At 38.5% G+C, this 25132-nt stretch carries 19 protein-coding genes and 1 tRNA gene; 6 read left to right on the forward strand and 14 right to left on the reverse strand.

Annotation, left to right across the window (positions count from 1 at the left end):
* Positions 1-18 precede the first annotated feature (18 nt).
* The gene (locus tag ZA06_RS04140) at positions 19-1551 is read right to left on the reverse strand and encodes a peptide MFS transporter (protein ID WP_053976123.1); all 1533 of its coding nucleotides are present in this window, start codon (positions 1549-1551) and stop codon (positions 19-21) included.
* 228 nt (positions 1552-1779) lie between these two features.
* Here ZA06_RS04140 and ZA06_RS04145 point away from each other — a divergent pair, with 228 nt between their 5' ends.
* Entirely contained in the window at positions 1780-3096 is a 1317-nt protein-coding gene (locus ZA06_RS04145) for a hydroxymethylglutaryl-CoA reductase, degradative (protein WP_053976124.1), read from the forward strand.
* A 2-nt stretch (positions 3097-3098) separates the two neighbouring features.
* Positions 3099-4028 carry a GYDIA family GHMP kinase gene (locus tag ZA06_RS04150; RefSeq protein ID WP_053976125.1) on the forward strand — a complete coding sequence of 310 codons (930 nt, stop codon included), beginning with the start codon at positions 3099-3101 and terminating at the stop codon, positions 4026-4028.
* Between the two features lie 71 nt (positions 4029-4099).
* On the opposite strand, the gene ZA06_RS04155 is transcribed toward ZA06_RS04150, so the two are convergent.
* From ZA06_RS04155 to ZA06_RS04185, 7 genes are all read right to left on the reverse strand, one after another.
* Positions 4100-6250 (reverse strand): SurA N-terminal domain-containing protein, encoded by a 2151-nt coding sequence (locus ZA06_RS04155; protein WP_053976126.1) that lies wholly within the window; start codon positions 6248-6250, stop codon positions 4100-4102.
* A 192-nt stretch (positions 6251-6442) separates the two neighbouring features.
* Complete coding sequence (locus ZA06_RS04160; protein WP_053976127.1) at positions 6443-7732, reverse strand: hemolysin family protein; 1290 nt, start codon at positions 7730-7732, stop codon at positions 6443-6445.
* A gap of 6 nt (positions 7733-7738) precedes the next feature.
* The gene (locus ZA06_RS04165) at positions 7739-7927 is read right to left on the reverse strand and encodes a hypothetical protein (protein WP_053976128.1); all 189 of its coding nucleotides are present in this window, start codon (positions 7925-7927) and stop codon (positions 7739-7741) included.
* A gap of 53 nt (positions 7928-7980) precedes the next feature.
* Positions 7981-8568 carry an LPS export ABC transporter periplasmic protein LptC gene (gene lptC, locus ZA06_RS04170; protein ID WP_053976129.1) on the reverse strand — a complete coding sequence of 196 codons (588 nt, stop codon included), beginning with the start codon at positions 8566-8568 and terminating at the stop codon, positions 7981-7983.
* Positions 8569-9951 carry a tetratricopeptide repeat protein gene (locus ZA06_RS04175; RefSeq protein ID WP_053976130.1) on the reverse strand — a complete coding sequence of 461 codons (1383 nt, stop codon included), beginning with the start codon at positions 9949-9951 and terminating at the stop codon, positions 8569-8571.
* Between the two features lie 25 nt (positions 9952-9976).
* Entirely contained in the window at positions 9977-11251 is a 1275-nt protein-coding gene (locus ZA06_RS04180; protein WP_053976131.1) for a hypothetical protein, read from the reverse strand.
* On the reverse strand, positions 11252-11980 hold the full coding sequence (locus ZA06_RS04185; RefSeq protein WP_053976132.1) for a type III pantothenate kinase: 729 nt from the start codon (positions 11978-11980) through the stop codon (positions 11252-11254). It lies immediately after the preceding gene.
* 185 nt (positions 11981-12165) lie between these two features.
* On the opposite strand from ZA06_RS04185, the gene ZA06_RS04190 reads away from it, so the two are divergent.
* A tRNA-Phe gene (locus ZA06_RS04190) sits at positions 12166-12241 on the forward strand.
* A gap of 77 nt (positions 12242-12318) precedes the next feature.
* On the opposite strand, the gene ZA06_RS04195 is transcribed toward ZA06_RS04190, so the two are convergent.
* The 3 genes from ZA06_RS04195 to ZA06_RS04205 are packed head-to-tail and all read right to left on the reverse strand — an operon-like array spanning position 12319 to position 14827.
* Positions 12319-13305 (reverse strand): MlaD family protein, encoded by a 987-nt coding sequence (locus ZA06_RS04195; RefSeq protein ID WP_316931747.1) that lies wholly within the window; start codon positions 13303-13305, stop codon positions 12319-12321.
* A 5-nt stretch (positions 13306-13310) separates the two neighbouring features.
* Positions 13311-14078, reverse strand: a complete 768-nt coding sequence (locus ZA06_RS04200) for an ABC transporter ATP-binding protein (RefSeq protein WP_053976134.1) — start codon at positions 14076-14078, stop codon at positions 13311-13313.
* Positions 14075-14827: an MlaE family ABC transporter permease gene (locus tag ZA06_RS04205; protein ID WP_394332241.1), complete on the reverse strand. Its 753-nt coding sequence runs from the start codon at positions 14825-14827 to the stop codon at positions 14075-14077. Before ZA06_RS04205 ends, ZA06_RS04200 begins: the two co-directional genes overlap by 4 nt.
* A gap of 174 nt (positions 14828-15001) precedes the next feature.
* On the opposite strand from ZA06_RS04205, the gene ZA06_RS04210 reads away from it, so the two are divergent.
* Together ZA06_RS04210 and ZA06_RS04215 are read left to right on the forward strand one after the other, a co-directional pair.
* The gene (locus tag ZA06_RS04210) at positions 15002-15802 is read left to right on the forward strand and encodes a patatin-like phospholipase family protein (RefSeq protein ID WP_053976136.1); all 801 of its coding nucleotides are present in this window, start codon (positions 15002-15004) and stop codon (positions 15800-15802) included.
* A 12-nt stretch (positions 15803-15814) separates the two neighbouring features.
* Positions 15815-16738, forward strand: a complete 924-nt coding sequence (locus ZA06_RS04215) for a L,D-transpeptidase (protein WP_053976137.1) — start codon at positions 15815-15817, stop codon at positions 16736-16738.
* 35 nt (positions 16739-16773) lie between these two features.
* On the opposite strand, the gene ZA06_RS04220 is transcribed toward ZA06_RS04215, so the two are convergent.
* The 3 genes from ZA06_RS04220 to ZA06_RS04230 all read right to left on the reverse strand — a co-directional run bounded on the left by ZA06_RS04220 (position 16774) and on the right by ZA06_RS04230 (position 19894).
* Positions 16774-17700 carry a carboxypeptidase-like regulatory domain-containing protein gene (locus ZA06_RS04220; protein ID WP_157503085.1) on the reverse strand — a complete coding sequence of 309 codons (927 nt, stop codon included), beginning with the start codon at positions 17698-17700 and terminating at the stop codon, positions 16774-16776.
* A gap of 29 nt (positions 17701-17729) precedes the next feature.
* Positions 17730-19163: a TlpA family protein disulfide reductase gene (locus ZA06_RS04225; RefSeq protein WP_053976139.1), complete on the reverse strand. Its 1434-nt coding sequence runs from the start codon at positions 19161-19163 to the stop codon at positions 17730-17732.
* Positions 19164-19282: 119 nt separating this feature from the next.
* A complete protein-coding gene (locus tag ZA06_RS04230) occupies positions 19283-19894 on the reverse strand; it encodes a fumarylacetoacetate hydrolase family protein (RefSeq protein WP_053976140.1) in 612 nt (203 codons plus the stop codon).
* 146 nt (positions 19895-20040) lie between these two features.
* Here ZA06_RS04230 and ZA06_RS04235 point away from each other — a divergent pair, with 146 nt between their 5' ends.
* Positions 20041-25107: a translocation/assembly module TamB domain-containing protein gene (locus tag ZA06_RS04235; RefSeq protein ID WP_157503087.1), complete on the forward strand. Its 5067-nt coding sequence runs from the start codon at positions 20041-20043 to the stop codon at positions 25105-25107.
* Positions 25108-25132 lie beyond the last annotated feature (25 nt).

Genomic DNA, 25132 nt, shown 5'->3' on the forward strand with positions numbered 1-25132 from the left:
TTCGGTATCGCAAGAAGACTAGGCTTCGTCGCTGTGCATCATTCTTTCATTATCTTCCGCTCCGTGCGTTAAGCGTTTTAACGGTTTTAAGATGAGGATAAACAAAGTTCCAACTATGATGGTAAATATTAAAATCCCTAAAAACACCGTGTATTCTCCAAAATCACTAGCAGATTCTCCAACAATTCCAGCTACTTTACTACCTAATCCAGTGGCTGCAAAATAAACCCCCATCATTAAAGACGCATATTTTATTGGCGTTAATTTTGTTATGAAAGACAATGCTACCGGAGATAAACATAACTCTCCAATGGTATGGAACAAATAAGCCATTACCAACCAAAGCATACTTGAACTTCCTGATTTTTCAAATTGCATAGCTGCAAATACCATAAATAAGAATCCAAATCCCATAATGATAATCCCCAATGCCATTTTAAAAAGTGAAGAAGCTTCTTTTCCTTTCAATTTACGTTTCGCCCATATAGAAGCTACAATAGTTGCAAAAATGATAATAAATCCAGCATTTAAACTTTGGAACATGATTGTTGGAATTTCCAAACCAAACAACATGCGGTCAGTCTTAGTATCAGTATATAAGTTCATCAAACCTCCTGCTTGTTCAAAGGCTCCCCAAAACACGATTACCATGATAAAAGAAAGCAACAATACCAAGAAACGGTCTTTAAAAACTTGAGAATCCAAATCTTTATAAATCATCATCAACAAAGCTGTGATAGCCGTAAGGAATACAAACAATAATCCATATCCCCAACCTAAGGCATACCATCCATAAAGAGAAACCAATAACAAAACCAAGGTAATCACCAATTGCTTAGGCGAACTTCCCAATTTCCCGTACAATTCACCATAAGAAACTTCGTCATCTCCTCCTGTACTTGGCTCATGGTTTCCTACTTGAGATAGGTACTTTTGCCCATATAAATAATTCAACAATCCTAATAACATTACTATTCCGGCCAATCCGAAACCTGCATGCCATCCATAGAATTTCACAACAATTCCCACAATAAGGGTTGCCAATAAAGACCCTAAGTTAATTCCGATATAGAAAATACTGAATCCTTTATCTCTACGGATATCCCCTTCTTTATAAAGTCCTCCAACCATTGTGGATATATTCGGTTTTAACAAACCAACCCCGAGAATCACCAAGCCGAGACCTGTGTAAAAGGCCCAAGTATCGGTAAGAACCAAAACGCCATGTCCTAGACACAGAATAATCGCTCCCCATAAAACGGCTTTCTTTTGACCTATCAATTTATCGGCAATCATCCCTCCTGGAATCGACATGACATATACCAACATAGTGTACCAACCATACAAAGCCAAAGCCTCTTGACTAGTCCAACCTAAACCGGCACCTCTTGGATCATCTCCCATAGTGGAAGCAGTCATGTACAATACCAATATGGCTCTCATCCCATAATATGAAAAACGTTCCCACATTTCTGTAAGGAACAATATGTAAAGGCCTATTGGCTGTCCAAAAAGTTCTTTTTGGTGCGGTTTTAAAGTTGTGCTCGACATAATTTTAGTATTAATTAGAAACTATTAGTTAATTCTTTGATTTTAAACAAGAAACAACACCTCCATTAGGGAGTTAGGTGTTGACCCCTAAATTTTTGACAAAATATTGCCAAGTTTACTAAAAATAAAGCAAAAAGCCATCAGTATTAACAGATAAATCAGTATTGCGGTCCGTTGACTGAATATTAACGCTTATAATAGTATCTTTGCGTGTTAAAACATGACCTGATGAGTAAAACGATTTCCGGTTTTTCTAAACTGTCCAAATCCAAAAAAATCGATTGGCTAGTAGAAACCTACTTTTCAAATAAAGAAGCTGCCAAAACAGTTTTAAAGCAATATTGGAACTCGAATGACAAGCTACAACAACTGCATGACGAGTTTATTGAAAATACCATTTCCAACTATTACCTTCCTTTGGGTGTGGCCCCTAATTTTATCATCAATGAGAAAACCTATACCATCCCAATGGCTATTGAAGAGAGCTCTGTGGTGGCAGCAGCAAGTAAAGCGGCTAAGTTTTGGGCAACCCGTGGAGGTTTTAAAACCGAAGTTATTTCTACTACAAAAATAGGTCAGGTACATTTCAATTTTTCTGGTGAATTAGACACGCTTCAAAAGTATTTTGAATGGGTGAAACCAAAACTTATAGAAACCACAAAACCTATTACCAAAAACATGGAAACCCGTGGTGGAGGTATTCTTGATATTGAGTTACGAGACAAAAGTGATACTTTGGAAGGTTATTTTCAATTGCATGCCACTTTTGAAACCTTGGACGCCATGGGCGCCAATTTCATCAATTCCTGCTTGGAGCAATTTGCCAAGACCTTTGTTTCGGAGATTGCCGATTACGAGGTTATTGCCAATACCGATTTGGACATCCAAATAATCATGAGCATTCTTTCCAATTATGTTCCAGATTGTTTGGTAAGAGCGGAAGTAAGCTGCAAAGTAGAAGACCTTCAGGAAGATCCTTCTATCCCCGCCGATGAGTTCGCCAAAAAATTCATTCAAGCCGTGAAGATAGCCGAAATCGAGCCATTTAGAGCCGTCACCCATAATAAGGGTATCATGAACGGTATCGATGCAGTGGTATTGGCAACAGGGAACGATTTTAGGGCTGTTGAAGCTTGTGTCCATGCCTATGCTTCAAGAAACGGACAATATGGAAGCCTCACCCATGCTAGTATTGAAAACGGCATCTTTAAATTTTGGATAGAAATCCCATTGGCACTAGGTACTGTTGGTGGCCTGACAAGTTTACACCCATTGGTAAAATTGGCTTTGGAGATGCTACACAAACCGTCGGCTAAAGAGCTGATGCAAATTGTAGCTGTGGCTGGTTTGGCACAGAACTTTGCAGCATTACGATCACTAACCACAACCGGTATTCAAGAAGGTCACATGAAAATGCACTTGATGAATATTTTAAATCAGTTTGAGGCAAGCAATGAAGAAAAAGCGCACTTGGTAGAACATTTTAAAACCAACGTGGTTACCCATAGTGCTGTAGTAGAAGCCTTAAATAATTTGAGACAATAAACGTGGATTCGCTCAAGTATTACAGTCACGGCAAATTATTGCTAACAGGAGAATATGTGATTTTAGATGGCGCATTGTCTTTGGCCATTCCAACTAAGTTTGGACAAGGTTTAATTGTAAAACCCATTGAAGAGCCAATCCTTCATTGGAAAAGCTTAGACCATGAAGGTAGGCTATGGTTTGGAGGCAAATTCAAAATTGAGAACAATCAAATAACATCTATTCAACATACCAATCAAAGTGTTAATGAGCGCTTAATACAGATTTTAGATTCTGCTAAAAAATTAAACCCAGAGTTCCTCAATACCTCAAATGGTTTTGAAGTAACCACCACTTTGGAATTCCCAAACAATTGGGGACTTGGCACCTCTTCTACCTTAATTAACAATATTTCAAACTGGGCAAAAGTAGATCCTTACGCCCTCTTAGAAGCAACTTTTGGAGGTAGTGGTTACGACATCGCCTGTGCTAGTCATGACACCGCTATTTTATATCAATTATCAGAAAACAATCCTAAGGAAAGAAAGATTACCCCGGTAACTTTTAATCCTGCATTTAGCTCGCATTTATACTTTGTTCACTTGAACCAAAAACAAGACAGCAGAGAAGGTATTGCGCATTACAAAGCAAACAGAGGAGGGAATTCTTCGGCCATTTCTGAGATTAGCGATATTACTAAAGGATTTTTAGAATGTAATAATTTATTTGATTTAGAAACACTTATCGAGACTCATGAAAGTATTATCTCCAAGCTTACCAAACAACCAACAGTAAAAAACCGTTTATTTCACAATTTTAACGGGGCTGTTAAGAGCTTGGGAGCATGGGGAGGGGATTTCGTCATGCTTACTTCAGAAGAGGATCCAAGACCTTATTTAAGCTCTAATGGCTTTACAACCGTCTTGCCTTTTTCCGAAATGATACTCAGGTAAAAAAACTTTATAAAACAAAAAAGCTCCACTTTTCAGTGGAGCTTTTTTTTATACCTAAGAGACTATTTCAATTAATAGAAATTAGCTCTGTTATCTTCGATGTCTGCAGCATCTTTAAGCGCATTGTAGGCTTTAGCTTGAACTGCATTCACTCTTGTAGTTGTCAATCTGTTTGCAATTGGCTGGTAGTTATCCAAACCTGCAGCTGGAGTTACCTTAGTAACTTCAACCATATACACACCTTTGTTACCGTCGATCAATTTAGAAGTTTCTCCTTCTTTCAATCCAAAGGCTACACCAATTACTTTTGGCTCCAAACCAGCACCAGACAAGGTTGGGTTTTTCATATTTACCGCAGAAGCTGTACGCGTATTTACACTTTGCTCCTTCGCTACATCGGCAACAGTAGATGCAGAAATCTTCTCACGGATCATCTTCGCTTTTTTCTCATTTCTGATTTCAGCAATTGCAGTAGCAGAAGCATTCTCAGGAGACATTAAACCTTCTGGAGTTACTTTTACCAATTCTACAACAGCATAACCTCCACCAGGAATAGAGAAACGTTTGTAATCTCCAACTTTAGTTTCAGCATCAAATGCCCAACGCACCATTGATCTTTGGCTTCCCAAACCTGGGATATTTTCATCCAATACTTTTAAGCTAACTGGCTTTACAGTATAGTTATTTTCTTTTGCTACCGCTTGGAAATCTCCTTTTTGGATAGCTACTTCAAATTTAGAAGCAGAGTTGAATACGTCATCAATAGTTTCTTCTGAAGGCTCGATTTTTTGAGCAATAGTAGCCACCTTAACCGCTCTAGATTTGTTCTTTTGATCTAAGATCTCGATGATGTGGTATCCAAAAGACGTTTTTACCACGTCGATGTCACCAATATTGTTCTCGAAAGAATATGCTTTGAATTCTGGAGCAAAAGATTGGTTGTAACCAAACTCGATAACTCCTTCTTTTTCGTTACTTACTTTATCTGAAGACAATTCCAACAAATCAACAAATTTGCTTTGCTTAGTCTTGATCAAGTTCAAGATGCTGTCAGCAGTAGCCTCAGCTTCTTCTTCTGTATCTGTGATAGAAGGATCCACTCTTGTAGCTCCAATAAAAGGTACCAAGATGTGTCTAACTTTTACTGAGTCTGGCATTTGCTTTTCAGCAACTACTTTGCTCAACTTGAAGAATCCGTTGTCTTTGTATGGACCGTAAAAACTTCCAACAGGCAAGTTATAGATACTATCTGCAGCTACCGTTGGCAACGCCGATTTAAACACAAAGTTGTCGTTGTATTTGATATCAGAATTTGCGTTTACAAAATCCTCAATATTTTTAGTGTTCTTGAATCCGTATACAGTTTCATTGGCTTTAGTTACTTTGTTGAATTCCTCGTGGTCATCCAACAACTTCACCAAATTAGCTTTGATAGCTTCCTCGTCTTGTACGGAAGCTACTTCTTCAAACTCTACAAAGGCAATATCTCTGCTCTCTTCAACTTCGTACTTACCTTTGTTCTCGCTGATGTATTTAGAAATATCAGCTTTGGTTACTTCCACCAAACTATCAGAGATAGTAGTATAAGGAATGCTAACGTATTTTAAATCTACAGTTTCATTTTCCAACAAATAATCCGTTTCAGCTTCAGCTAAAGTACTTGCCACACCAGCTTTGATCATGTTGAAATATACTTGCTCCTTGGCACGCTCTGCAATAGCAGCTTCGTTGTTTACCCACTCGTTATAGTTAATTTGGAAGTTTCCAAGAGGAGCACGGTTAGGAGTATTATTTTGAATAGCCTTTAAGTTTGCAATGAATTCGTTCAACTTGTTTTCGTCAAACATCCCAGCCTCATTGCTGAATTCTGGATAAGACGAAAAGTTTTGCTTCAACAAATCTCTCATTTGGTCCTTCTCAACAGACAATCCCAACTCTTCAAACTGTCCTTCCAACACAGCTTTTCTCACTTCCTGCTCATACACTCTGTTCATAGTTTGTGTAGATGAAGCACCTGGACCTTGCATTCTTTGTGCATTTTCCACTTTTTGCATGAACTCTACCCTATCGATATCGGTTCCGTTTACGGTTGCTACCACATCTTGGGCACTAGCCGCGGATCCATTTCTAAAAAGATCTGATAAAACGAAGGAAAATAATGCTAATGCAATGATTAGAATTAAAAAGAGTGAACGTTGTCTAATTTTACTTAAAACTGCCATTTTATTGTATACGTTAAAAAATATAAGTTCGCGAAAATAACGTTTTATATGAAATAATAAAAGATATATTAGGTTTTATTGTAGATTTTAAATATGGAGGCAATACCCAATAAAACCTACCGAAAAGCAGAAGATAAAACCTTACAGACAGGCTTTTATTTGAAGTAAAAAGAAATAGTAGATTTTTAGAAACTATTCTTCCTCCAGAACTTTTAAAGAGACCACGTCAATTTTGGTTGAAGAGACTTCCAAAATAGTAAACAGATAGTTTTCAATCATGACCTGATCATTCAATTGCGGAATCTCCTCCGTTTCATCCACAATCAAACCACCCAAAGTTTCATAATTTTCCCCTTCTGGCAGATCCAATTTATAGGTTTCGTTAATATAGTCTACTTCCAGACGTGCAGAGAATTTATAATTCCTGTCATCAATTTTTTCCTCTATCAATGCAATGGTATCGTGTTCGTCCTCAATTTCACCAAACAACTCCTCTACAATATCCTCCACAGTCATGATGCCGGCTGTTCCGCCGTATTCATCAATTACCACGGCGATACTCTTACGTTTTTTAGTGAGAATGTTCAACACATCCTTTGCCAACATAGTTTCCGGGACAAACTCTACCGGAAGAATAATGGATTTTATGGAAGTTGGCTTTTTGAACAATTCAAAGGAATGCACATAACCCAACACATCATCAATAGAATCTTTGTAAACCAAAATTTTGGAAAGCCCAGAGGCGGTAAACAGTCCACTGATGTTCTTTATAGTATCATGCACTTCAACAGCGATAATTTCGGTTCTTGGCACCATTACTTCTCTCGCCTTTACTTCGGAAAACTCTAAAGCCTTTTGGAAAATCTGGATTTCACTGTCTACTTCATCATGCTCTTCCACCGATTCCATTTGTTCACTGATGTAGTTCCCTAATTCCACTTTAGTCATAGCCAAACGTACATCATCGCCATCGGTTTTAAAAAAACGACGCAAAACACTGTCTGAAATCCACATTACAAAAGAGGAAATAAACCAAAACAACAAATAGAATAGATAGGCTGGAAAAGCGAAAATCTTTAAAAAGGAATTGGCATAAATCTGAAAAAATACCTTTGGCAAAAACTCAGCCGTGATCAAGATGACCAGGGTAGAAATCACCGTTTGGGAGAGCAAACTTAAATCGGAGAGTAGATAGTTTATAAAACCATAATTGGTGGGTAAAATGGATTGGAACCACTCCATCAACACATCCCCCATCACAAAACCGTAAATAACCAGAGCAATATTATTACCAATAAGCATGGTAGCGATATACTTGGAAGGCTTTTCGGTTAAACGCTTTAATATTTTGGCCAGGAAGTCGCCTTGCTTCTTCTCAATTTCAATATGGATTTTGTTGGCCGAAACATAGGCTATTTCCATTCCGGAGAAAAACGCCGAAAGCAATAGGGAAACTACAATGATAACTCCGTTAATGTCCATTGGGCATTACTTGTTTCTGTCTTCAAACTTCTTTCTGAAACGGCTCCTGAAGAAAAACATAAAAACCGCCAAAGCTGCCAATAGCAAAGAGGTATAGGCTCCATTACGGTTGGTGTCCCATTTTGAAATCCCATCATAGGTAAACAATACCGCAAACACAATGTAAGCGTATTGAAAAATCTTCATTAATTTCATGAATCTTGGTGTTAATTACCTCACAAAGATAGCTAATTATTTAAGTGTAGGATTTAGTTTGAAGGGGATTCTTCGGTATCATCTAGATACAATACGCCACTCATTTCGGTAATTTCGAAGTTTTCGAAATTGGAATCGGAATCTAGACCTTGCCCTTTGGTAAGTTCGGAGCCTGAACGAAGGGTAAACTCACCATTGGTAAACAACCATTCATTTTTTTGATCGTAGTACAGTTGGTCTGCATAAAGCGTGTCCTTGGAGTAGGTAGATATCACCACATTCCCTTGAAGGTCTATAAGGTCTGTGTCATTATACACAATGGCATAATCTGATACGATAACATTTTTACGGAAATCGTCATCAAAGACCGTAAGATGAATACCATCAGGAAACTCCGTAAAGGAAAACTTTCGGTTTGAAAAGTCCAACATTTTTGGACTCACCAAATTGGCTTTCATCTTTGCCGTATCACTCAATTTTTCGGTATACTTTAAATTGATATGCTCCGCTTCGCCAATAGGTTTGTTTTGGGAAATCCCAATTTTTTGGACTTCCTTTAAATTGTTTTGACACGAAAAAAACAAGGTCACAGCAATTGCTGTGACCAGTTTTATGTTAGTATATAAATGTTTCTGTTTCATTTACAAACTTGGCACCACTACGCTACCATTGATCCAACAACCAATTTTAATAGTTTGTCCAGCGTTACCTTTAGTAAAGATATCTCCTTTTGTAGGCGCATTACCTTCGTAGCTAGCAGCTGTTTGGTTAGCTACTTTAGTTAATGTAGCATCTACTTTCCCAGCTTTTCTAGCTTCTTGAGCTGCATACCAAAATACGGCTCTTTTATCAAAACTGTCTGCACCACAATCATTGGCGCTAGCTGCATACATTGCTGCAATGTTCAAATGAGGTCTTCCGTTTGAAGGGTTCAACTTCAAAGACTCTCTATAGTAGTTTCTAGCTTCGCTATAACGACCTTTTTTCTTTAAGATCCCACCAATTCTCTCGGCCAATCTTCCTTTCTTGTACTTATCAGTTTCCAAATCGAAAGCTTGCTTTAAGTAGTTTACAGCTTCGCTATCTTTATTTTGCTTAAACAAAATAGTTGCTACGAAATACTTAGTGTCTGCAGAAGGAGCTGTAGCATCATAAGCTTTTACCAATTCAATATAAAGAGGATCGTCCGTACACTCCTTGTTGTACATTCTGCTTACCGCTCTCTTCAACCAAACAGCATCGTTCTTATACGTTTCGAAATCCTTTTTGTACAATGGAATTAAGTTTTCACAATTTGCCAATTGTCCTAATTTGCTATCGATACTACCTCCGATTTTCTCATAGTTTTCAAGGTAGTTAGTATAGTATTTTCTGTATTTCTCCTCCTTAGAAGTCAACGTTTGCCCTGCCTCTTCCTTTTGAACTAATTTGTTCAACTCTTCTGTGCAGATTTCTACCTCAGTACCAATTTTATCAGATACATCATCGTATTTATCAAATACAGACTGAAGTGGTAATTTCCCTTCGTTATACAAATCTACCGCTGTAGAAAAGTACACGTACAATCCTTTAGGGTTTTTAAAATTTTTCAAATCTTCCTTATATGCTCTATCAAACATATCATAGATCTCCTGATTTGAAACGCCCAATTCCTTTTTGTTATCATACATCAATAACCCTTTATCATTAAGTACTTCTCCTTTTTCGTACTTATTTGGGAAATTAGCAAGACCTTCATCCAACAACTTCATTTTATCATTCACAAAAGCCGCTTTATCTGCTCCTGAAGAATTCTTGATTTTATGGTCTAGAATTTTCTCTCCATACCCGTAAATAGCATAATTAAACTTTGGGCATTTGTTACGCACCTTCATCCATGGCTCATATGCCTCATCGTATTTTTTGCTCTTTACATAGTCTGAAAAGATCATTAGGTTAGTCATGCACTCTTCGTCTTGTTGAGCAAACCCGATGTTAACGCTCAAAAACAGGGCAACTAATACTAAAGTTATTCTCGCTTTCATTGTTTAATTATTAATTACTGTAAATTTAGTTATATTTTAATTTCTGGAACCATCTGTCGTTTAAAGACAAACTGATTAGGATATTGGCGAAATTTTCCTGAACCAAATTTTGGTTTGTGGTTCCTCTTTTTCCGAACTCCAACCCAAGGTTTGCATTGGAAAACACACCTCCCACTGGAAACCCTGCTCCAAAAGATATGCCAAACTCCTTAATATCCTCATCACTTATTTTCAAACCTGTGTGCTCAAAGTGCATTCCAGCCCTATAGGTGATTCGTTTCCAGTATTTTGAAAAAGAATCGTACTCAGGAATAAAAAATCCTCCAAATGAGAAATTCGATCCATCTACAAAGTTAGTATTATTACTGTCCATAAATGGATTTGAGAACGCACTTATATTTTGGGTGGTATATTCCGCCCCAACAAACCATCTTCTTGGCTGCCCAATCCCTGCTCCAAAAGACAGACGTGACGGCATCGTCAAATCGGTTTCATCCAATCCCTGCGATTCCAAATCGGCCTCAAGACTTGTTCCATCTCCAGTTAATATCGTTCTGGTATTTTTCGAAGTCAAGCTCCCTTCTGGCGCATAGGTTAAAGAGGTTACCAATTCAAACTTCTCCTTAATCATAGTTTTATAGGTCACTCCAAAATTAACCGTGAACCCACTTAAATTGGAACGATTTCTCTCTAAAGTAGGATATTGGATATAATCTCCTTCATCAAAGAAATACTCCTGAACGTTATTTCTAACATTTCCAAAGTTATAACTTAAATCAACACCAACACTCAATTTTGGTGTCACGGCATATCCCAGACCAAGATAAGTTCTATTTAAACCACCTTCTCCTGTATATTTATTGGTGATATTCCCCTCTTCATCTTTAGACTGAATTTTATAACCAACCGATGTATAAGGCAACAAACCAAAGCCAAAACCAAATTTTCCCATTGGGATAGACATGGCCAAATAGTCAAAAGTGGTTGCAGATGATCTATCGCTTCCACTATCACTTTGCAAATTCAAACTTTGTTGGCTTCCGGCAAGGGCAAATTTCACTGGACGGCTTTCCTCTTTAAATGACTTTAGGTTTGGGGTAGCGTAACTTGCAGGGTTTCTTAAATTAACATGGATACTATCGGTATAAATACTCAAACCTCCCATACTTCTGTTTTCAACAGTTCCCTTGAACTTTAAACTTCCAATTCCAAAAAACGAATAGGGTGAAACTGTACCTTGTTGTGCATGTAACTGCAATGCAAAAGAAGCTATAAAAACTACTACAAGTTTTTTTATCATTTAGTACAAATTATATTCTAATATAAAGTTTAAACCTTCTAAAAGAAAATTAGAGTTGGCAAATATGCCATTTTTTAATTGTTTTGACAAGAAATCTGAGTCCCCTCCTGTTAAAATAACTGTTAAATCTCTATATTCCTGACGATAATCATCAACTACTCCATTAATTTCTTTTAAAACACCGCCCACAACCCCCGAATGTATGGAAGTAATGGTAGAATCTCCAATTAAACCTCTAGGCATCTCTGTTTCAAGTAACGGCAAATTGGCCGTTAAATTGTTAAGCGATTTATAGCGCATCCTAATCCCAGGAGAAATAGCGCCTCCTTTATAAGTACTTTCAGCATCTGTAAAATCGTAGGTAATACAAGTACCTGCATCGATTACCAAGACATTTTGCTGGGGAAAGTTTTTAACCGCGGCGCTCACCAATGCCACACGATCCACCCCTAAGGTATGTGGTGTACTGTAAGCATTTACAAAGGGAAGTTTAGTCTCCGCATCCAAAACCAAGACTGGCAATTTTGACTGAATCAATTTCAGCATGCCATTGTCCAAATCGCCCACCGAAGAAAGAATGCATTTCTGAATGCTTTCATAATTTTCAAAAAGCCCCTCAAACTCGGTTTCAAAATGAGCAAGATCGAAACTGCACTTAAAAATAATTTCCTCCTGCTGGAAAATGGCAAACTTTACAAAGGTATTGCCAACGTCGACAATTAAATTCATAGCTTTAAAAAGGGTAAAATTACAAAACAAGTATGTAACAGTTTAAAAAGGCAAAAAAAATTTATTCCTAAATCGCTAGAATTTAAGCCCTAAAAGCAACGGAAATAAAAGAATTAAATTTTTTCTAAAATTATCTTTGCGAATATCAAAATTGCCCTTATATTTGCATCCGCAATTAAGCGACTGGTGCCTTAGCTCAGTTGGTAGAGCAAAGGACTGAAAATCCTTGTGTCCCTGGTTCGATTCCTGGAGGCACCACCACCAAAAACCCGAACAACTTTGTTCGGGTTTTTTGGTTTTTAAAGGTTTTTATATTGAAAAGTGCTTAAAAACGGTATTCAATTTTTATTTGCTTTTTTAGCCTCTCGCTCCTGTTCCCGTTCCAATTTCTTGAAATAACCTCTAAAAAGCGCATTGTGCCTTAAAGCTTCCATGTTTTCATTAAACTTATCAGTCCCTTGTTTGATGTTATCAGCTGAGGCTTTTAAATCCTGCACCAGGATAGTGTCGTTTAAAATATAATTAAGGGTTCCCTCACTAGATTGAATATCCAAAACCATTTTATTGATATTACCAACAACATTTTCCATATCCACACTCAAACTTTCCATATTTTGGACTACGGTTTTTAACCTTTCCCCCGAAATGGTATCGTTCAGCAATACTCCCAATACCGATTCATCATTAGTTTTCAGAGTTTCCACCAAGCCATTTAATTTGTTCACGGTAAGAGAAGCCCCTTTACTGGCTAGATTTAAATTGGCTATGGTTTGCTTTAATTCTTTAGCCATAATGGTATCATTCAGCAAGACCCCAATGGTGCCCTCTCCATCCACAATTCTATTGGTAATCTTTAACAGATCCGAAGTAAGGATTGCTGCATTTTCATTGGTCGTGCTTAAGGTATTCAAAATATCATCGGCACTTATTTTACTATAAGACTCTAAAACATCGCCATTATCAACCACGGGAGCACTTCCCTTTCCCGGAACGATGTTCACTACCATATTCCCTACAAGACCATCCGCCCCTATGGTTGCAATGGCATTTTTCCTGATGTGGCCTATTATTTTTTCATCCAAAGCCATATCTACACGTATAATAGAGTCATTGATCATATAGACTTTTTTCACGGTACCAATATCCAAACCTGAATAACGCACATTATTTCCATTCTTTAAACCATTAACATTTCTGAATTGTGCACTTATGGTAAATGTTTTTTTGAACAGTTCCTGACGTTGCCCAATAAGATAGACCGCCGCTACAAACAAAACAGACCCTATGACTACAAGAAGCCCTAATTGTATTTTCTTTGAATCCATCGTTTTCATACTTCTTCTTTAAAAAATGCCTTCACTTTTGGATCTTTGGAACTGGACAACTCAGCAAAAGTCCCAACCGCATAATCCACGCCATCTATCAACAATACCATCCTATCGGCAATCACCCGGGCACAGTCCACATCATGAGTAATGATAAGGGACGAAGTATTGTACTGCTTCTGCACTTTTTGCATCAGGATGACAATTTCCTTGGCCGTAATAGGATCCAGACCACTGGTGGGCTCATCATAAATAATGATTTTTGGCTGCATAATTAGCGTCCTTGCTAACGCAATACGCCGTTTCATTCCTCCCGATAATTCCGAAGGCATCAACTCTATGGCCTTTTCTAAACCAACATTTTCCAAAGCTTCCATCACCAACTTTTCTTGATTCTCTTCCCCTCCAAACTTCTTGGTATGCCAACGCATAGGAAATTTAAGATTTTCCCTTACCGTCATGGAATCATAAAGAGCACTACCCTGAAACAAAAAGCCAATTTCCCGTCTTAAAATATCTAATGATTCATGGTCCAACTTTGTAATATCGTTGTGCATCACCGAAATAAAACCACTGTCGGCCTCCATCAAACCTACCAAACATTTTATCATTACGGACTTTCCCGATCCCGACTTCCCCATAATGACTAGATTTTCCCCTTGATAAAGCTGCATGTTGAACCCGTTCAGCACGTAGTTATCACCAAAACTCTTGTGAAGATCCCTCACTTCTAGGACCACATTAGGCTCTTCTATGTGATTCTGCTCCATCATAAATCATAGAAAATATCTGTCACCAAAACCGCTACAAAGTCAATAATAAACAACATTAAAGAGGTTACTACCACCGCCGAATTGGCTGCCATCCCAACACCCTCAGTTCCTTTATTACAGAAATACCCTTTATAACACCCAACAAGCCCAATGGCCAAACCAAAAAAAAAGGTTTTAATCGTCGCTGGAAAAATATCACTGAACTCCAGAGCATCAAACACCTGATTGAAATACAACATAAATGATACATTCCCTTTAACGTTCTCCACCAAATAAGAACCAAATAGCGCAACAGCATCTCCAACAATCACCAAAATAGGCAGCATTAAGGTGGCAGCCAGTACACGGGTAACCACTAAATATTTAAAAGGATTAGCTCCCGAAACTTCCATGGCATCAATCTGTTCTGTAACCCGCATAGAGCCCAACTCTGCTCCAATTCCAGAGCCTATTCTTCCGGCACAAACCAAAGCCGTAATTATAGGCCCTATTTCCCTCACTATGGAAATTCCAACCATAGAAGGCATCCAGGACACCGCACCAAATTCCATTAAGGTGGGCCGCGTTTGCAAGGTCAAAACCAAACCAATAATAAAGCCTGTAATCACCACCAACAACGAGGAGCGATTCCCAATATTGTAACATTGCCGCAAGAGCTCTTTGAACTCAAAAGGCTTATTAAACAACTCCTTAAAAAACCTAGAAGTAAAATAAGTCATATCCCCTACCTCCATCAGAAAGTCTTTCACATGCAAACTTATATTACTGGATTTAACCATATTGCCCCATAAATATCTATTAAAGATATGAAATTGAAAGCATCCGCAATATGATGTAAGTCAATTATCAACATTGACAATTCTCATTTCAAAAAACCAAATATCATTGTATATTTAAGCAATACTTTCCATTACATCTATTTTATGAACATAGGCTTAGTACTTTCTGGCGGGGGTGTTAGAGGCGCAGCCCATATAGGCGCCATAAAAGCCCTTGAAGAACACGGTATTTTCCCAACACAAATTTCAGGCACCAGTATTGGTGCTATCGTAGGCGCATTGTATGCCTATGGACATCATTGGAGTGATATCCTGCATTTTTTTAAAAAGTTTCAAATTTTCGACGTTACCAAGTACGCTAAAGGAAAACCAGGCCTTATTGATACCGAAAAGTTTTATGCTGAATTCAAGAACTACCTAAAGGAAGACAGTTTTGAAGCGCTACAAATACCACTTAGCATAACGGCCACAAACATTTTGGATGGCAACCTCGAAATATTCAACCAAGGAAAGTTAATCATGCCCATACTGGCCTCTGCCGCCTTTCCCGGAATTTTTGCCCCTGTGAAAATAAAAGACGATTATTATATTGATGGAGGGACACTCAATAATTTTCCTGCAGAATTATTAAAACCCCATTGCGACAGCATCATTGGAAGCTACGTGAATGGCATAGATACCATCAACATCACCGATGTCAAGCACATGTTCCACATCATGGAGCGCGCCATTAAACTAAAATCCTTTCAGGAAGATTACAGTAAATTCAATTTGTGCAATGTGGTTGTGTACCCAAAAGAGCTCAGCAAATATGGTACTTTCGACAAAAGACATGTTGATGAGATTTTTAATATAGGTTATCACAGAACAAAAGAAATTCTAGACAACAATGAGGCACTTCTTCAGCAAACAGCTGCCTTAGTTCTAAACAACAAACAATTGTAGCACGGACCTAAAATGAGCTATAAACTATTGGCAATTTTTATTCTCGGAATCCTGTTAAAGAGCTCTCTTTTTCAGGAGAAAAATTTCTTTTTATCACAGTTCAATACCCAACAAGACACGATTTCCACCGAAAAAGCATGGCGGACCATCAAGATTGATCGCAATATTACCATTGAAAACTATTTTCAATATGTAGATTCCCTAGTAAAGCAATACGACTCTTTAACAAAATACCCGCTTACAGAACACCTATTGATACGGGCCAATCCCTGGGTAATCGACACCTTATACAACACCGATTACTACCTAATGAAAGCACGCGATTCTTTTATCTACGACCAGAAGAAAATGATTGCCTTGCCCAAGGGAAATACGCTTAAGGTTCCAGATTCCCTAACCGCCAAGGGCCTTCTTACGGCGTTCCAAAACACCCGCATAGATGTAAACATCCCCGAATTCAAACTCCGAATTTACGAGGGAGAATCAGAGCTTTATGAATTTCCCGTAAGAGTAGGAAGACACGAAACAAAATACCTAAAGATGTCCGACAAAATTGAAGATTTACGGACCAAAACCGGGGAAGGCCATATTGTAGCCCACAACAAACATCCACGCTACGTCAACCCGGCCACCAACCACGAATATTTTGTAACAAGACGAGACGACAACAAGGTCACTAAATTGCCCTTGATTCCATTTACAGAAACCGAACTGGATGGCCAGAAATACGGACAAATGATCCACCCTACCACCAATCCGGTTACCTTAGGGAAAGCCTATTCCAATGGCTGCATTGGCACCCGAGAATCAGACGCTTGGATTGTTTATTATTACACTCCCATTGGCACACAAATACAGGTACGCTATGATTTAAAGGTAGTGAACAAGGAAGGGGACACCTTGATCTTAAAGGATATTTATAAGAAGGGAGACTAAGTAATTAATGCTCATAAGAAAAAGAGGAAAACTCCTTAATATTCGATTTCAATGGTTAAATCATAAATATAACCTTCCACTTCCTCCCAATATTTATGAACGACCTCTTCACCTTGAGAATTCTGAAACTCCTGTACTACTTGCCTGAATGAATAGGTCCCTTCATCTTTTGGAACAATTGACTTGACCGCCGCTCCATAATTATTATGCCCCGATGTACTGGAAAAATACAAAACCTTCTCGACGTTATAATGCTCATCTTCAGGATAAGCTTCTTTAGATAAGGTCTGAAATCCCACGAAAATACCATTCTTTCCAAATGCCACATTATAACTTTTATCGATGCTTACAAAAACTTCCGAAGGCCTTCCAATCTTTCTTGATGCAACAATCCACGGCAAAAGGGTATCCGAAACATTTGGATATTTAGTGTTTTTATTGGTAGAAAACAGATTTACCTTAAATGGATAATACCGCCTTTTTTTCGACCTCAGTCCAGTGGTATTAATTACAATACTTTTTATTCTAGCATTATCAGTTGACAGGTTCTCAGGAAATGGCACGAATGTCAAAACCAACTGGTCGTACCCAAAACCTCCTACATCTAGATTTAGATTAAGCATTTTTTTATGATGTTTTAAAACTTTTCTGAATCTTGACTTTAGGTATATTTCATTCAGCCCTAATGCCTCTCCTTTCAAAGGGATAATCCTTTCGTCTTTCAGACTGTTAACATGAATCTTTTTACTTTTATACCCTATACACGAAATGCGAATTGAATCCACTAAAGTTTCTAAAGGCATTGTGAACATGCCATTATCATCAGAATAGGTTCCCTTTCCATTTAAAAAATCTATATGTGCGAAAGCAACGGGAGCTTCCGTTTTCTCGTCTATAATTTCATACTTCTGTGCAAGCGACAAAGACGATACAAAACCCAAAACGCATAAAAATTTCTTCATAAGAAAATACTCTATTAAGTTTAAAGCAATCACTTCACCTCCCCAAACACCTCCATAAACTGTGGAGTATCTACTGGAGTTGGAGCATTAAACAACAACACCTCATTGTTTTCATCCAAAACTGCATAATGAGGGACAGCAACAACATTAAAAAAAGACCTTAAGATATCATGTTCATCACCAACAATCACATACTGGTTTTCAAGCATGCCATAAACTTTCAACTCTTCTCCTCTTGCCATCCATTTATCACGATCTTTATCTATGGAAACATATAGAAATTCAACGTTTTTATTCTTTGTGATTTTTTCTCTAAACAAATGACCTTCCTTGATTTCCTTTATACAAGGCACACACCAACTGGCCCAAAAATCAATCACCTTATATTTTCCTTCATGCGATTCCAAAACCTCATTAAATGTCACCTGCCTCCCTTCTCGGTCCAACAACACTGCTTTATTTACCGCTTCCGTCAATTGTTTGTCAAAACTGCCTAAACGCACTTCTATTTTCTCTAAAACACCTTTGTAGGTTTCGTCATTTATTTTTGGCAAATAGGCGGCAACCACTTCTAGCAAATCATTTATATCTTCCGGCCTTATATGACCATCATAATCAGAGATTATTTTAGTCAGCGCATACTCCTTGGTTAATCCTTGTAAGTTTTCATCAATTAGCTGCAGCTGATATTGCAAAGCTTCACTGGCATTAGCCTCACCAAATTTCTCCTCAGAAACCAAATACACATACTTGATGAGAGCCAAATAAAAATAAGGATTATCTGCTTGGTCATTTCTATTAAACGTTTCCATAGTAACGCCTTCCAAAAAGGTAGAATAATCGGTTATAGCTCCTATGGGAATCATGTTCCTATTGAACAACCAATTAATATATTCAAATCGCAACACTTCCTTTATGCTACTATAAAAGGACTGAGACGTATTTTCTTTTTTTACATACGCCTCCAAAACCTGCAACCGCTCTTGATAGATGTCTTTGGTTTGTTGTTTAAAAGCATTCAAACCAAGCTCTTCATCATAACCTGCATAAGAAAATTTGGACTCAAAAAGTGTCTTGAAGAAATTGTAGTGTGCCGCATTCCTTCCTTCAAAAACAATCATTTGGTTTTCCAATCGATAACTTAAGGAATCCCCTGGAGTTACATAGATATAAAAAGGATAGGATTGCGGGTCATAACCATAAAACCGAAACAGCTTTGGACCATCCAAATCAAAAGAAAAATTGAGGCTTTCTTGATTGGCAATTGATTTCAGAAGATATGGTGGCTTGTCTAATTCAGTAAAAGCATAATCTAGCAACACAGTTTTAAATAGCGTATCTCCTGAATATAGGTTCACCTCGTTAGATGCCCCCGTATACTTAGGCGTTTTTTTAATAGGATTACACCTAAAAAACAACAAGGCAATCAATAAAAGTAAAGGAATATTAAAAGTTCTGTTCATCAAATTTTGGTTAGTTAGATAAAAAGCAAAGCCACCTCAAGCAAAGGCGGCTTCACATAAATTTTCACTTTGTATTGGAAAGGCCTAGAGTAACTATATTGCAACTACCCTCCCTAAATTTACGCCACAACCGTTTCCAAGGTCTTCACACCTTCTAAATAGGCTAGCATACGGTCTCCAGATTTTACCAAGCCAACACCTTTGGCTGGCGTTCCTGTTAAAATAATATCTCCAGGTTCAAGGGTCATAAATGAGGACACCACTTCCACAACCTCTCCCAATGAATAAATCATCAATGACGAATGCCCGGTTTGCACTACCTCGCCATTGATTTCTAAAGTAAAATTGATATTGCCCAAGTCTTGAAAGCCTTCCATAGACACAAATTCCCCTAGTGGCGTTGCGCCATCAAAGCCTTTCGCTAAAGCCCACGGCCCTTTGCTTTCTCTACTAGCAGCCAATACATCCTTAGCCGTAAGGTCATTAGCAAGGGTAACACCATCAATATAAGCTATAGCCTCTTCAGGAGATACATTCTTACAGGTCTTACCAATTCTAAAGGCCAATTCTATTTCGTACCAAACCTCGTTGGACACTTTTGGCAACTGCAGAGTCTCCCCTGATTTTAGAATGCTGCTTTCTGGTTTTGTAAAGATGACCGGCATGCCTTTTTCCGAAGGCATTTCAGAAAGATCACTCACGTAATTCTTCCCTATTCCTATTATTTTCATATGTGGTTTACTGATTAATTTTTATTGCAAGATAAAGAATTTCCCCACACACAAAGCAATAAACCAACCGCCAAAAACCATAATCCCTCCCTGTTAATTTCCTCCTTAGAAACCAATTAATTACAAAGGAAATAGTATCTTAACACTTGGTTACATTTGTAAGAACAATCTATCAATTGAAGGAAGGACAAACAGCACACAAACCTACGCCATCCCCAAAAAAGAAATACCGAGCATTGCGCATTCTAGGTAAATTGCTTTTGGGTATCCTGTTGTTATTTTTCCTGCTCGTCCTTTTTATAAGAAGTCCATGGGGCCAAGACATTATTGTTGGCAAAGCCGTGAATTTTATCTCCAAAAAGACCCACACCAAAATTGACATTGAAAAACTATTTGTAACGTTTGATGGCGACATCCAATTGGAAAAATTCTACCTCGAAACCCCTAAGGGAGACACCTTGGTCTATTCCAAATCATTGGAAGTTAACATGCCCCTCTGGGCCTTGATTACTGGAAAAGGAGTTGGAGTCGATGACCTACAATGGGACGGACTTCGAGCCAATATTATAAGAACCGACAGTATTGAAGGCTTCAATTTTCAATTTTTAATCGATGCTTTTGCTTCGGAAGAAGACAACGAAACCGAAAAAGACACGATTTCCCAGCCCCTCAATTTAGTTCTTGGCAAACTCAATCTTAATGATTTTGACATTGTTTATAACGATGCTGTAACAGGTATTGATAGCCATTTTGTGTTCAGAGAACTCCAACTTGATATGGATGACACCAATTTGGAAAACATGATATTTAAGGCTTCGGAATTGACACTCAGCGATGCCAATATCAACTTTATTCAAACGGACTCAGCACCATCCAGCGAATCGAAAAGTACCACACTCCCCTTTCTCGCTGCCGATGAAATTACCCTGAAAAACGTCATTGCCAATTTCGAATCTTCCAAAAGTCACATCAAGGCAGAAGCCAACATTGATGAGTTTTACACAGAACTAGAGGCCATTGACCTTGCACAAAATTCCTATAAAATTGGAGACCTCAGCTTAAAACAATCCAACATTGTGGTTCATACTAACACCAACAATAGTCCACTGCCACAACCAGATTTAAACACTACAACTTCTAACGAGTTTAACTGGCCCGACCTGAATATTGACATTGGTAATATTGATTTCGAAAACAACAATTTCTCCTATTTTTCAGGAGACAACACACCTAAAAAGGACAACTTTAACCCCAAGGCCATCGCCTTAAAATATGTCAACTTAAAAGCGAACGAGATTTTCCTTAAAGATAAAACCGCGGGTCTTGAATTGGAAAACATCCAATTTCAGGAAGCCTCCGGAATCAACCTAAATGAATTTGGTCTAAAATTAAGTGCCAATGACCAACAGCTAAATATTGAGCAACTCAACGCTAGCGTCAACAACAATGAATTGAAAGGAAGTTTAACCATTGACTATGCTGAATTGTCACAGCTCATAAGTAATCCAGAACTTTCCACCATCGACTTAAACCTACCCCAAATACAACTTGACCCAAATGATATTTTTAAATTTCAACCCACTTTAAAAGACAACCCATATTTACAAACTGTAAGCCACAATACCATAAAAGGACACTTGAACGTGAATGGTACCTTAGCGTCACTAAACATTTCAGATCTTGGCATCAATTGGGGAAAAGACACACAATTAACAGCCAAAGGCAACATTCAAAATATCACTAAAACGGATAGTATCCAGTTTGACATTCCTTCTTTTTCGGCAACCACCACACGTGAGGACCTTATCAAATTTGTTGCTGAGGATTCTCTTGGCATTCAATTTCCGGACAGTATACAACTTACGGGAACCATCAAAGGCAATTTAAAGGTTATAATAGCCAAAGCTGAGCTCAACTCCTCACAAGGGCTTGCCAACATAGATGGTCATTACAACAATGAGAGCGGTTTATCTTTTGAAATTGAAGCCAATATTAACCAATACAGATTGGACGAACTTCTTAAAAATGAGGAATTGGGGCCGCTTAGCTTGAGCATTAAGGCTGATGGCTCAGGCGACAATATCAACCAACTAAATGCGAATTTCGACGCGGTTATTTCTCAGTTTGCCCTAAAACAATACAACATTGCCGACTTAAAACTCACCGGAACTATCGTAGATGGGAGCGGTACTGTGAGTTCGGTATATAAAGACGACAACCTCGATCTTGATCTCAATGCTTTGGTCACTTTAGACTCTATTGCTCCACAAGCATCAATTGACCTGAACCTAAAGGGAGCCAACCTCAATGCTTTGGGACTAATGGAACGGAACATCCGCACGGGTTTTCTGTTAAAAGCTGATTTCAAAGGCAATTCAGAAACATTTGACCTATCCTCCAACCTTACGGAAGGTGTTGTGGTTTACGACAATAAATCCTATTTAATTGGCGACCTCAATGCCATTGCACATTTAAGCATCGATACCACTTCAGTCGAAATCCATAACAAACTTCTGGATGCAGAACTAGCTTCCAACACCAACCCTCAAATATTTAGCAAGGCTCTAAAACATCATATCCAAAGTTACTTTTTTGATGACGATCGATTGGTAGACACTTTGGAGCGCCCTGTAAACTTAACATTCAAAGGAACGATTAATCCATCCTCATTGATGAACGACGTCTTTTTGGTCAACCTCAAAGACCTCGACACCATTAAAATGGCCATGGACTTCAACGAAAGTGCTAAAGTTTTAAATGCGAATATTTCGGCGCCACGAATTAACTATAGCAGTTTTGAGCTAGATAGCCTGGCTTTTTCCATAGACACCGATGTGGATAATTTTGAGTTCGACCTCAACTTTAAAGAATTTACAACCGGCCCTTTAGCCATTCCCAGAACCAGTTTTAATGGCAAGCAGCAAAACGGAGAGATGCTACTAAAGTTTTTGGCTCAAGATAATGATGAGACACTCATAAATATCGACTCCAAAATCACTTCGAATGACAATATTTTAGAATTGCAGACAATTCCCTCAAACCTTACCATCAACAAAGAAGCTTGGAACATTCCAGAATCAAACTTCATCCGTTATAGTGATAAAAAGTTAGAGTTTCAAGACTTTCAACTCAGCAATAACAACGAACTTGTCGAGCTTACTCATCAACAGCCCGATATCACTAAAGACGTCGTAGCCATTAATTTTTCCAATTTCAACCTAAATGAATTGCTCAGCTACCTCAACCCAAACAAAAGCATTGCTTCAGGATATTTAAATGGCATTCTTGTTTTGGTCACTCCTTTTGAAGAAATGGGGTTGATTGCCAATCTGGACATCACAGAACTGAACGCCCTTGACGTCGATTTGGGGAGATTAAGCCTAGAAGCCACTTCACAAGGCAACAACGCTTACAATTTCACCACTTCATTAAAGGAAGGTGATGTTGATTTGGATTTGAAAGGAGATTATATGGCTAGCTCAACAAATCCAACTATAGATTTAGACCTAACCATTAATTCATTTCAAATGAAGGCTTTGGAAGGCTTTAGTCTAGGCGAGATTTCTGAAACCAAAGGCGAGCTCTCGGGAAGCTTTACTATAAATGGCCCAACGGCAAGCCCTAATTACCAAGGGCAACTTAATTTTAAAGATGCTGGTTTTGAAATTACAAAGTTCAATGCTAGTTTTTCTATGGACAATGAAACGGTCTCCCTTCAAAACGACCTGATTTCAATGGAAAATTTCACCGTCAAGGATGCCAACAATAATATCCTTGTCGTCACTGGTGATATTGGCACCAACGATTTAGCCAATCCAACTTTCAATTTAGATATAAAGGCAGACAATTTCCAAGTATTGAATGCCTCCCGCGAGGATAACGACCTCATATACGGAACAGCCGTTTTTGATGCCGAGGCCAAGTTAACAGGCGACCTTCAAATCCCTAAATTGGACATAAACGCTACTTTGGGCAAAGAAACAGACATTAAATACATTATGCCTTCAGCTTCCGTAAATATGGAGCAGCGTGATGGCGTGGTCATTTTTGTAAATCGCGACAATCCCGATGCCATTCTAACCCAAAAAGAAGAAAAAACCGCTACTGTTAAAGGGTTCGATGTCAAAGCCCTTATCAAGGTAGACAAAGAGGCCGCCGTCACTATTATTATCAATGAAAGCACCAACGACAACTTTATGGTTTCGGGTGAAGGCGACTTTAATTTTACGATGAAACCCAACGGACAAATGAACCTTTCGGGAGTCTATGACGTCACAGATGGCCATTATGAAATGAGCCTGTATAATTTGGTGAACCGCAAGTTTGAACTTACTCCAGGAAGTCGCGTGACTTGGTCCGGAGATCCTTTTGATGCCCAACTGGACATTCGTGCCATGTACCAATTAAAAACTTCGGCAGGACCTTTAATGGCCTCCCAAACTTCCAATGCAGACCCTTCGGTGAAAAGCAAATATCGAGAAGTATTGCCTTTTGAAGTTTTTCTGAATATTGATGGCGAATTGATGAAACCTGTCATTTCCTTCGATATCGACATGCCGGAAGACGAACAAGGAGCCATTGACGGGCAGGTGTACGGACGTATCCAACAAGTAAACCGACAGGAAGAGGAACTCAACAAACAAGTCTTTTCCCTTTTGGTTTTAAACCGTTTTTACCCAGAACCCGGCAGTGACGGAAGCTCAGGTGGAATGGCCACAATCGCACGGGATAACCTTAACGATGCGGTATCCGATCAGCTAAATATGTTTTCGGACAAGCTTTTGGGAAATACCGGTTTCGAACTCAATTTTGGCTTGGACAGTTTCACCGATTACCAAGGCAGCACACCCCAAGACCGTACCCAATTGGATATCGCCGCGCAAAAAAAACTGTTCAACGACAGGCTAACAGTACAAGTAGGAAGCGAAGTTGACATACAGGGCAGCAATCCCGAAGACGAGGAAGCCCCCATCATTGGAAATGTGACGTTGGAATATATGCTCACCAAAAATGGCCGCTATAGAATAAAAGGATTTAGACGCAATGAATTTGAAAATGTGATTGATGGCCAAACCATGGTAAGCGGCATCGCCCTTATTTTCACCTTGGAATTTAATAAATTCAGTGAATTTTGGCACGCCCTTGTGCATCCACAACCTAAAGAGGACGAAAATGAAAAGAATGAGAATACAAAAACAGAAACCGACAACTAAAACATAAAGTATAGCATCCACTTGA

This window comes from Mangrovimonas xylaniphaga (genome assembly GCF_001280435.1).
GTDB classification, from domain to species: domain Bacteria; phylum Bacteroidota; class Bacteroidia; order Flavobacteriales; family Flavobacteriaceae; genus Mangrovimonas_A; species Mangrovimonas_A xylaniphaga.

Excerpts from the sequence above, each read along its gene's own strand:
- ZA06_RS04140 (WP_053976123.1), bottom strand. The coding sequence starts at position 1,551 with ATGTCGAGCACAACTTTAAAACCGCACCAAAAAGAACTTTTTGGACAG.
- ZA06_RS04145 (WP_053976124.1), top strand. The coding sequence starts at position 1,780 with ATGAGTAAAACGATTTCCGGTTTTTCTAAACTGTCCAAATCCAAAAAA.
- ZA06_RS04155 (WP_053976126.1), bottom strand. The coding sequence starts at position 6,250 with ATGGCAGTTTTAAGTAAAATTAGACAACGTTCACTCTTTTTAATTCTA.
- ZA06_RS04160 (WP_053976127.1), bottom strand. The coding sequence starts at position 7,732 with ATGGACATTAACGGAGTTATCATTGTAGTTTCCCTATTGCTTTCGGCG.
- ZA06_RS04165 (WP_053976128.1), bottom strand. The coding sequence starts at position 7,927 with ATGAAATTAATGAAGATTTTTCAATACGCTTACATTGTGTTTGCGGTA.
- lptC (WP_053976129.1), bottom strand. The coding sequence starts at position 8,568 with ATGAAACAGAAACATTTATATACTAACATAAAACTGGTCACAGCAATT.
- ZA06_RS04175 (WP_053976130.1), bottom strand. The coding sequence starts at position 9,951 with ATGAAAGCGAGAATAACTTTAGTATTAGTTGCCCTGTTTTTGAGCGTT.
- ZA06_RS04180 (WP_053976131.1), bottom strand. The coding sequence starts at position 11,251 with ATGATAAAAAAACTTGTAGTAGTTTTTATAGCTTCTTTTGCATTGCAG.
- ZA06_RS04185 (WP_053976132.1), bottom strand. The coding sequence starts at position 11,980 with ATGAATTTAATTGTCGACGTTGGCAATACCTTTGTAAAGTTTGCCATT.
- ZA06_RS04195 (WP_316931747.1), bottom strand. The coding sequence starts at position 13,305 with ATGGATTCAAAGAAAATACAATTAGGGCTTCTTGTAGTCATAGGGTCT.
- ZA06_RS04200 (WP_053976134.1), bottom strand. The coding sequence starts at position 14,078 with ATGATGGAGCAGAATCACATAGAAGAGCCTAATGTGGTCCTAGAAGTG.
- ZA06_RS04210 (WP_053976136.1), top strand. The coding sequence starts at position 15,002 with ATGAACATAGGCTTAGTACTTTCTGGCGGGGGTGTTAGAGGCGCAGCC.
- ZA06_RS04215 (WP_053976137.1), top strand. The coding sequence starts at position 15,815 with ATGAGCTATAAACTATTGGCAATTTTTATTCTCGGAATCCTGTTAAAG.
- ZA06_RS04220 (WP_157503085.1), bottom strand. The coding sequence starts at position 17,700 with ATGAAGAAATTTTTATGCGTTTTGGGTTTTGTATCGTCTTTGTCGCTT.
- ZA06_RS04225 (WP_053976139.1), bottom strand. The coding sequence starts at position 19,163 with ATGAACAGAACTTTTAATATTCCTTTACTTTTATTGATTGCCTTGTTG.
- ZA06_RS04230 (WP_053976140.1), bottom strand. The coding sequence starts at position 19,894 with ATGAAAATAATAGGAATAGGGAAGAATTACGTGAGTGATCTTTCTGAA.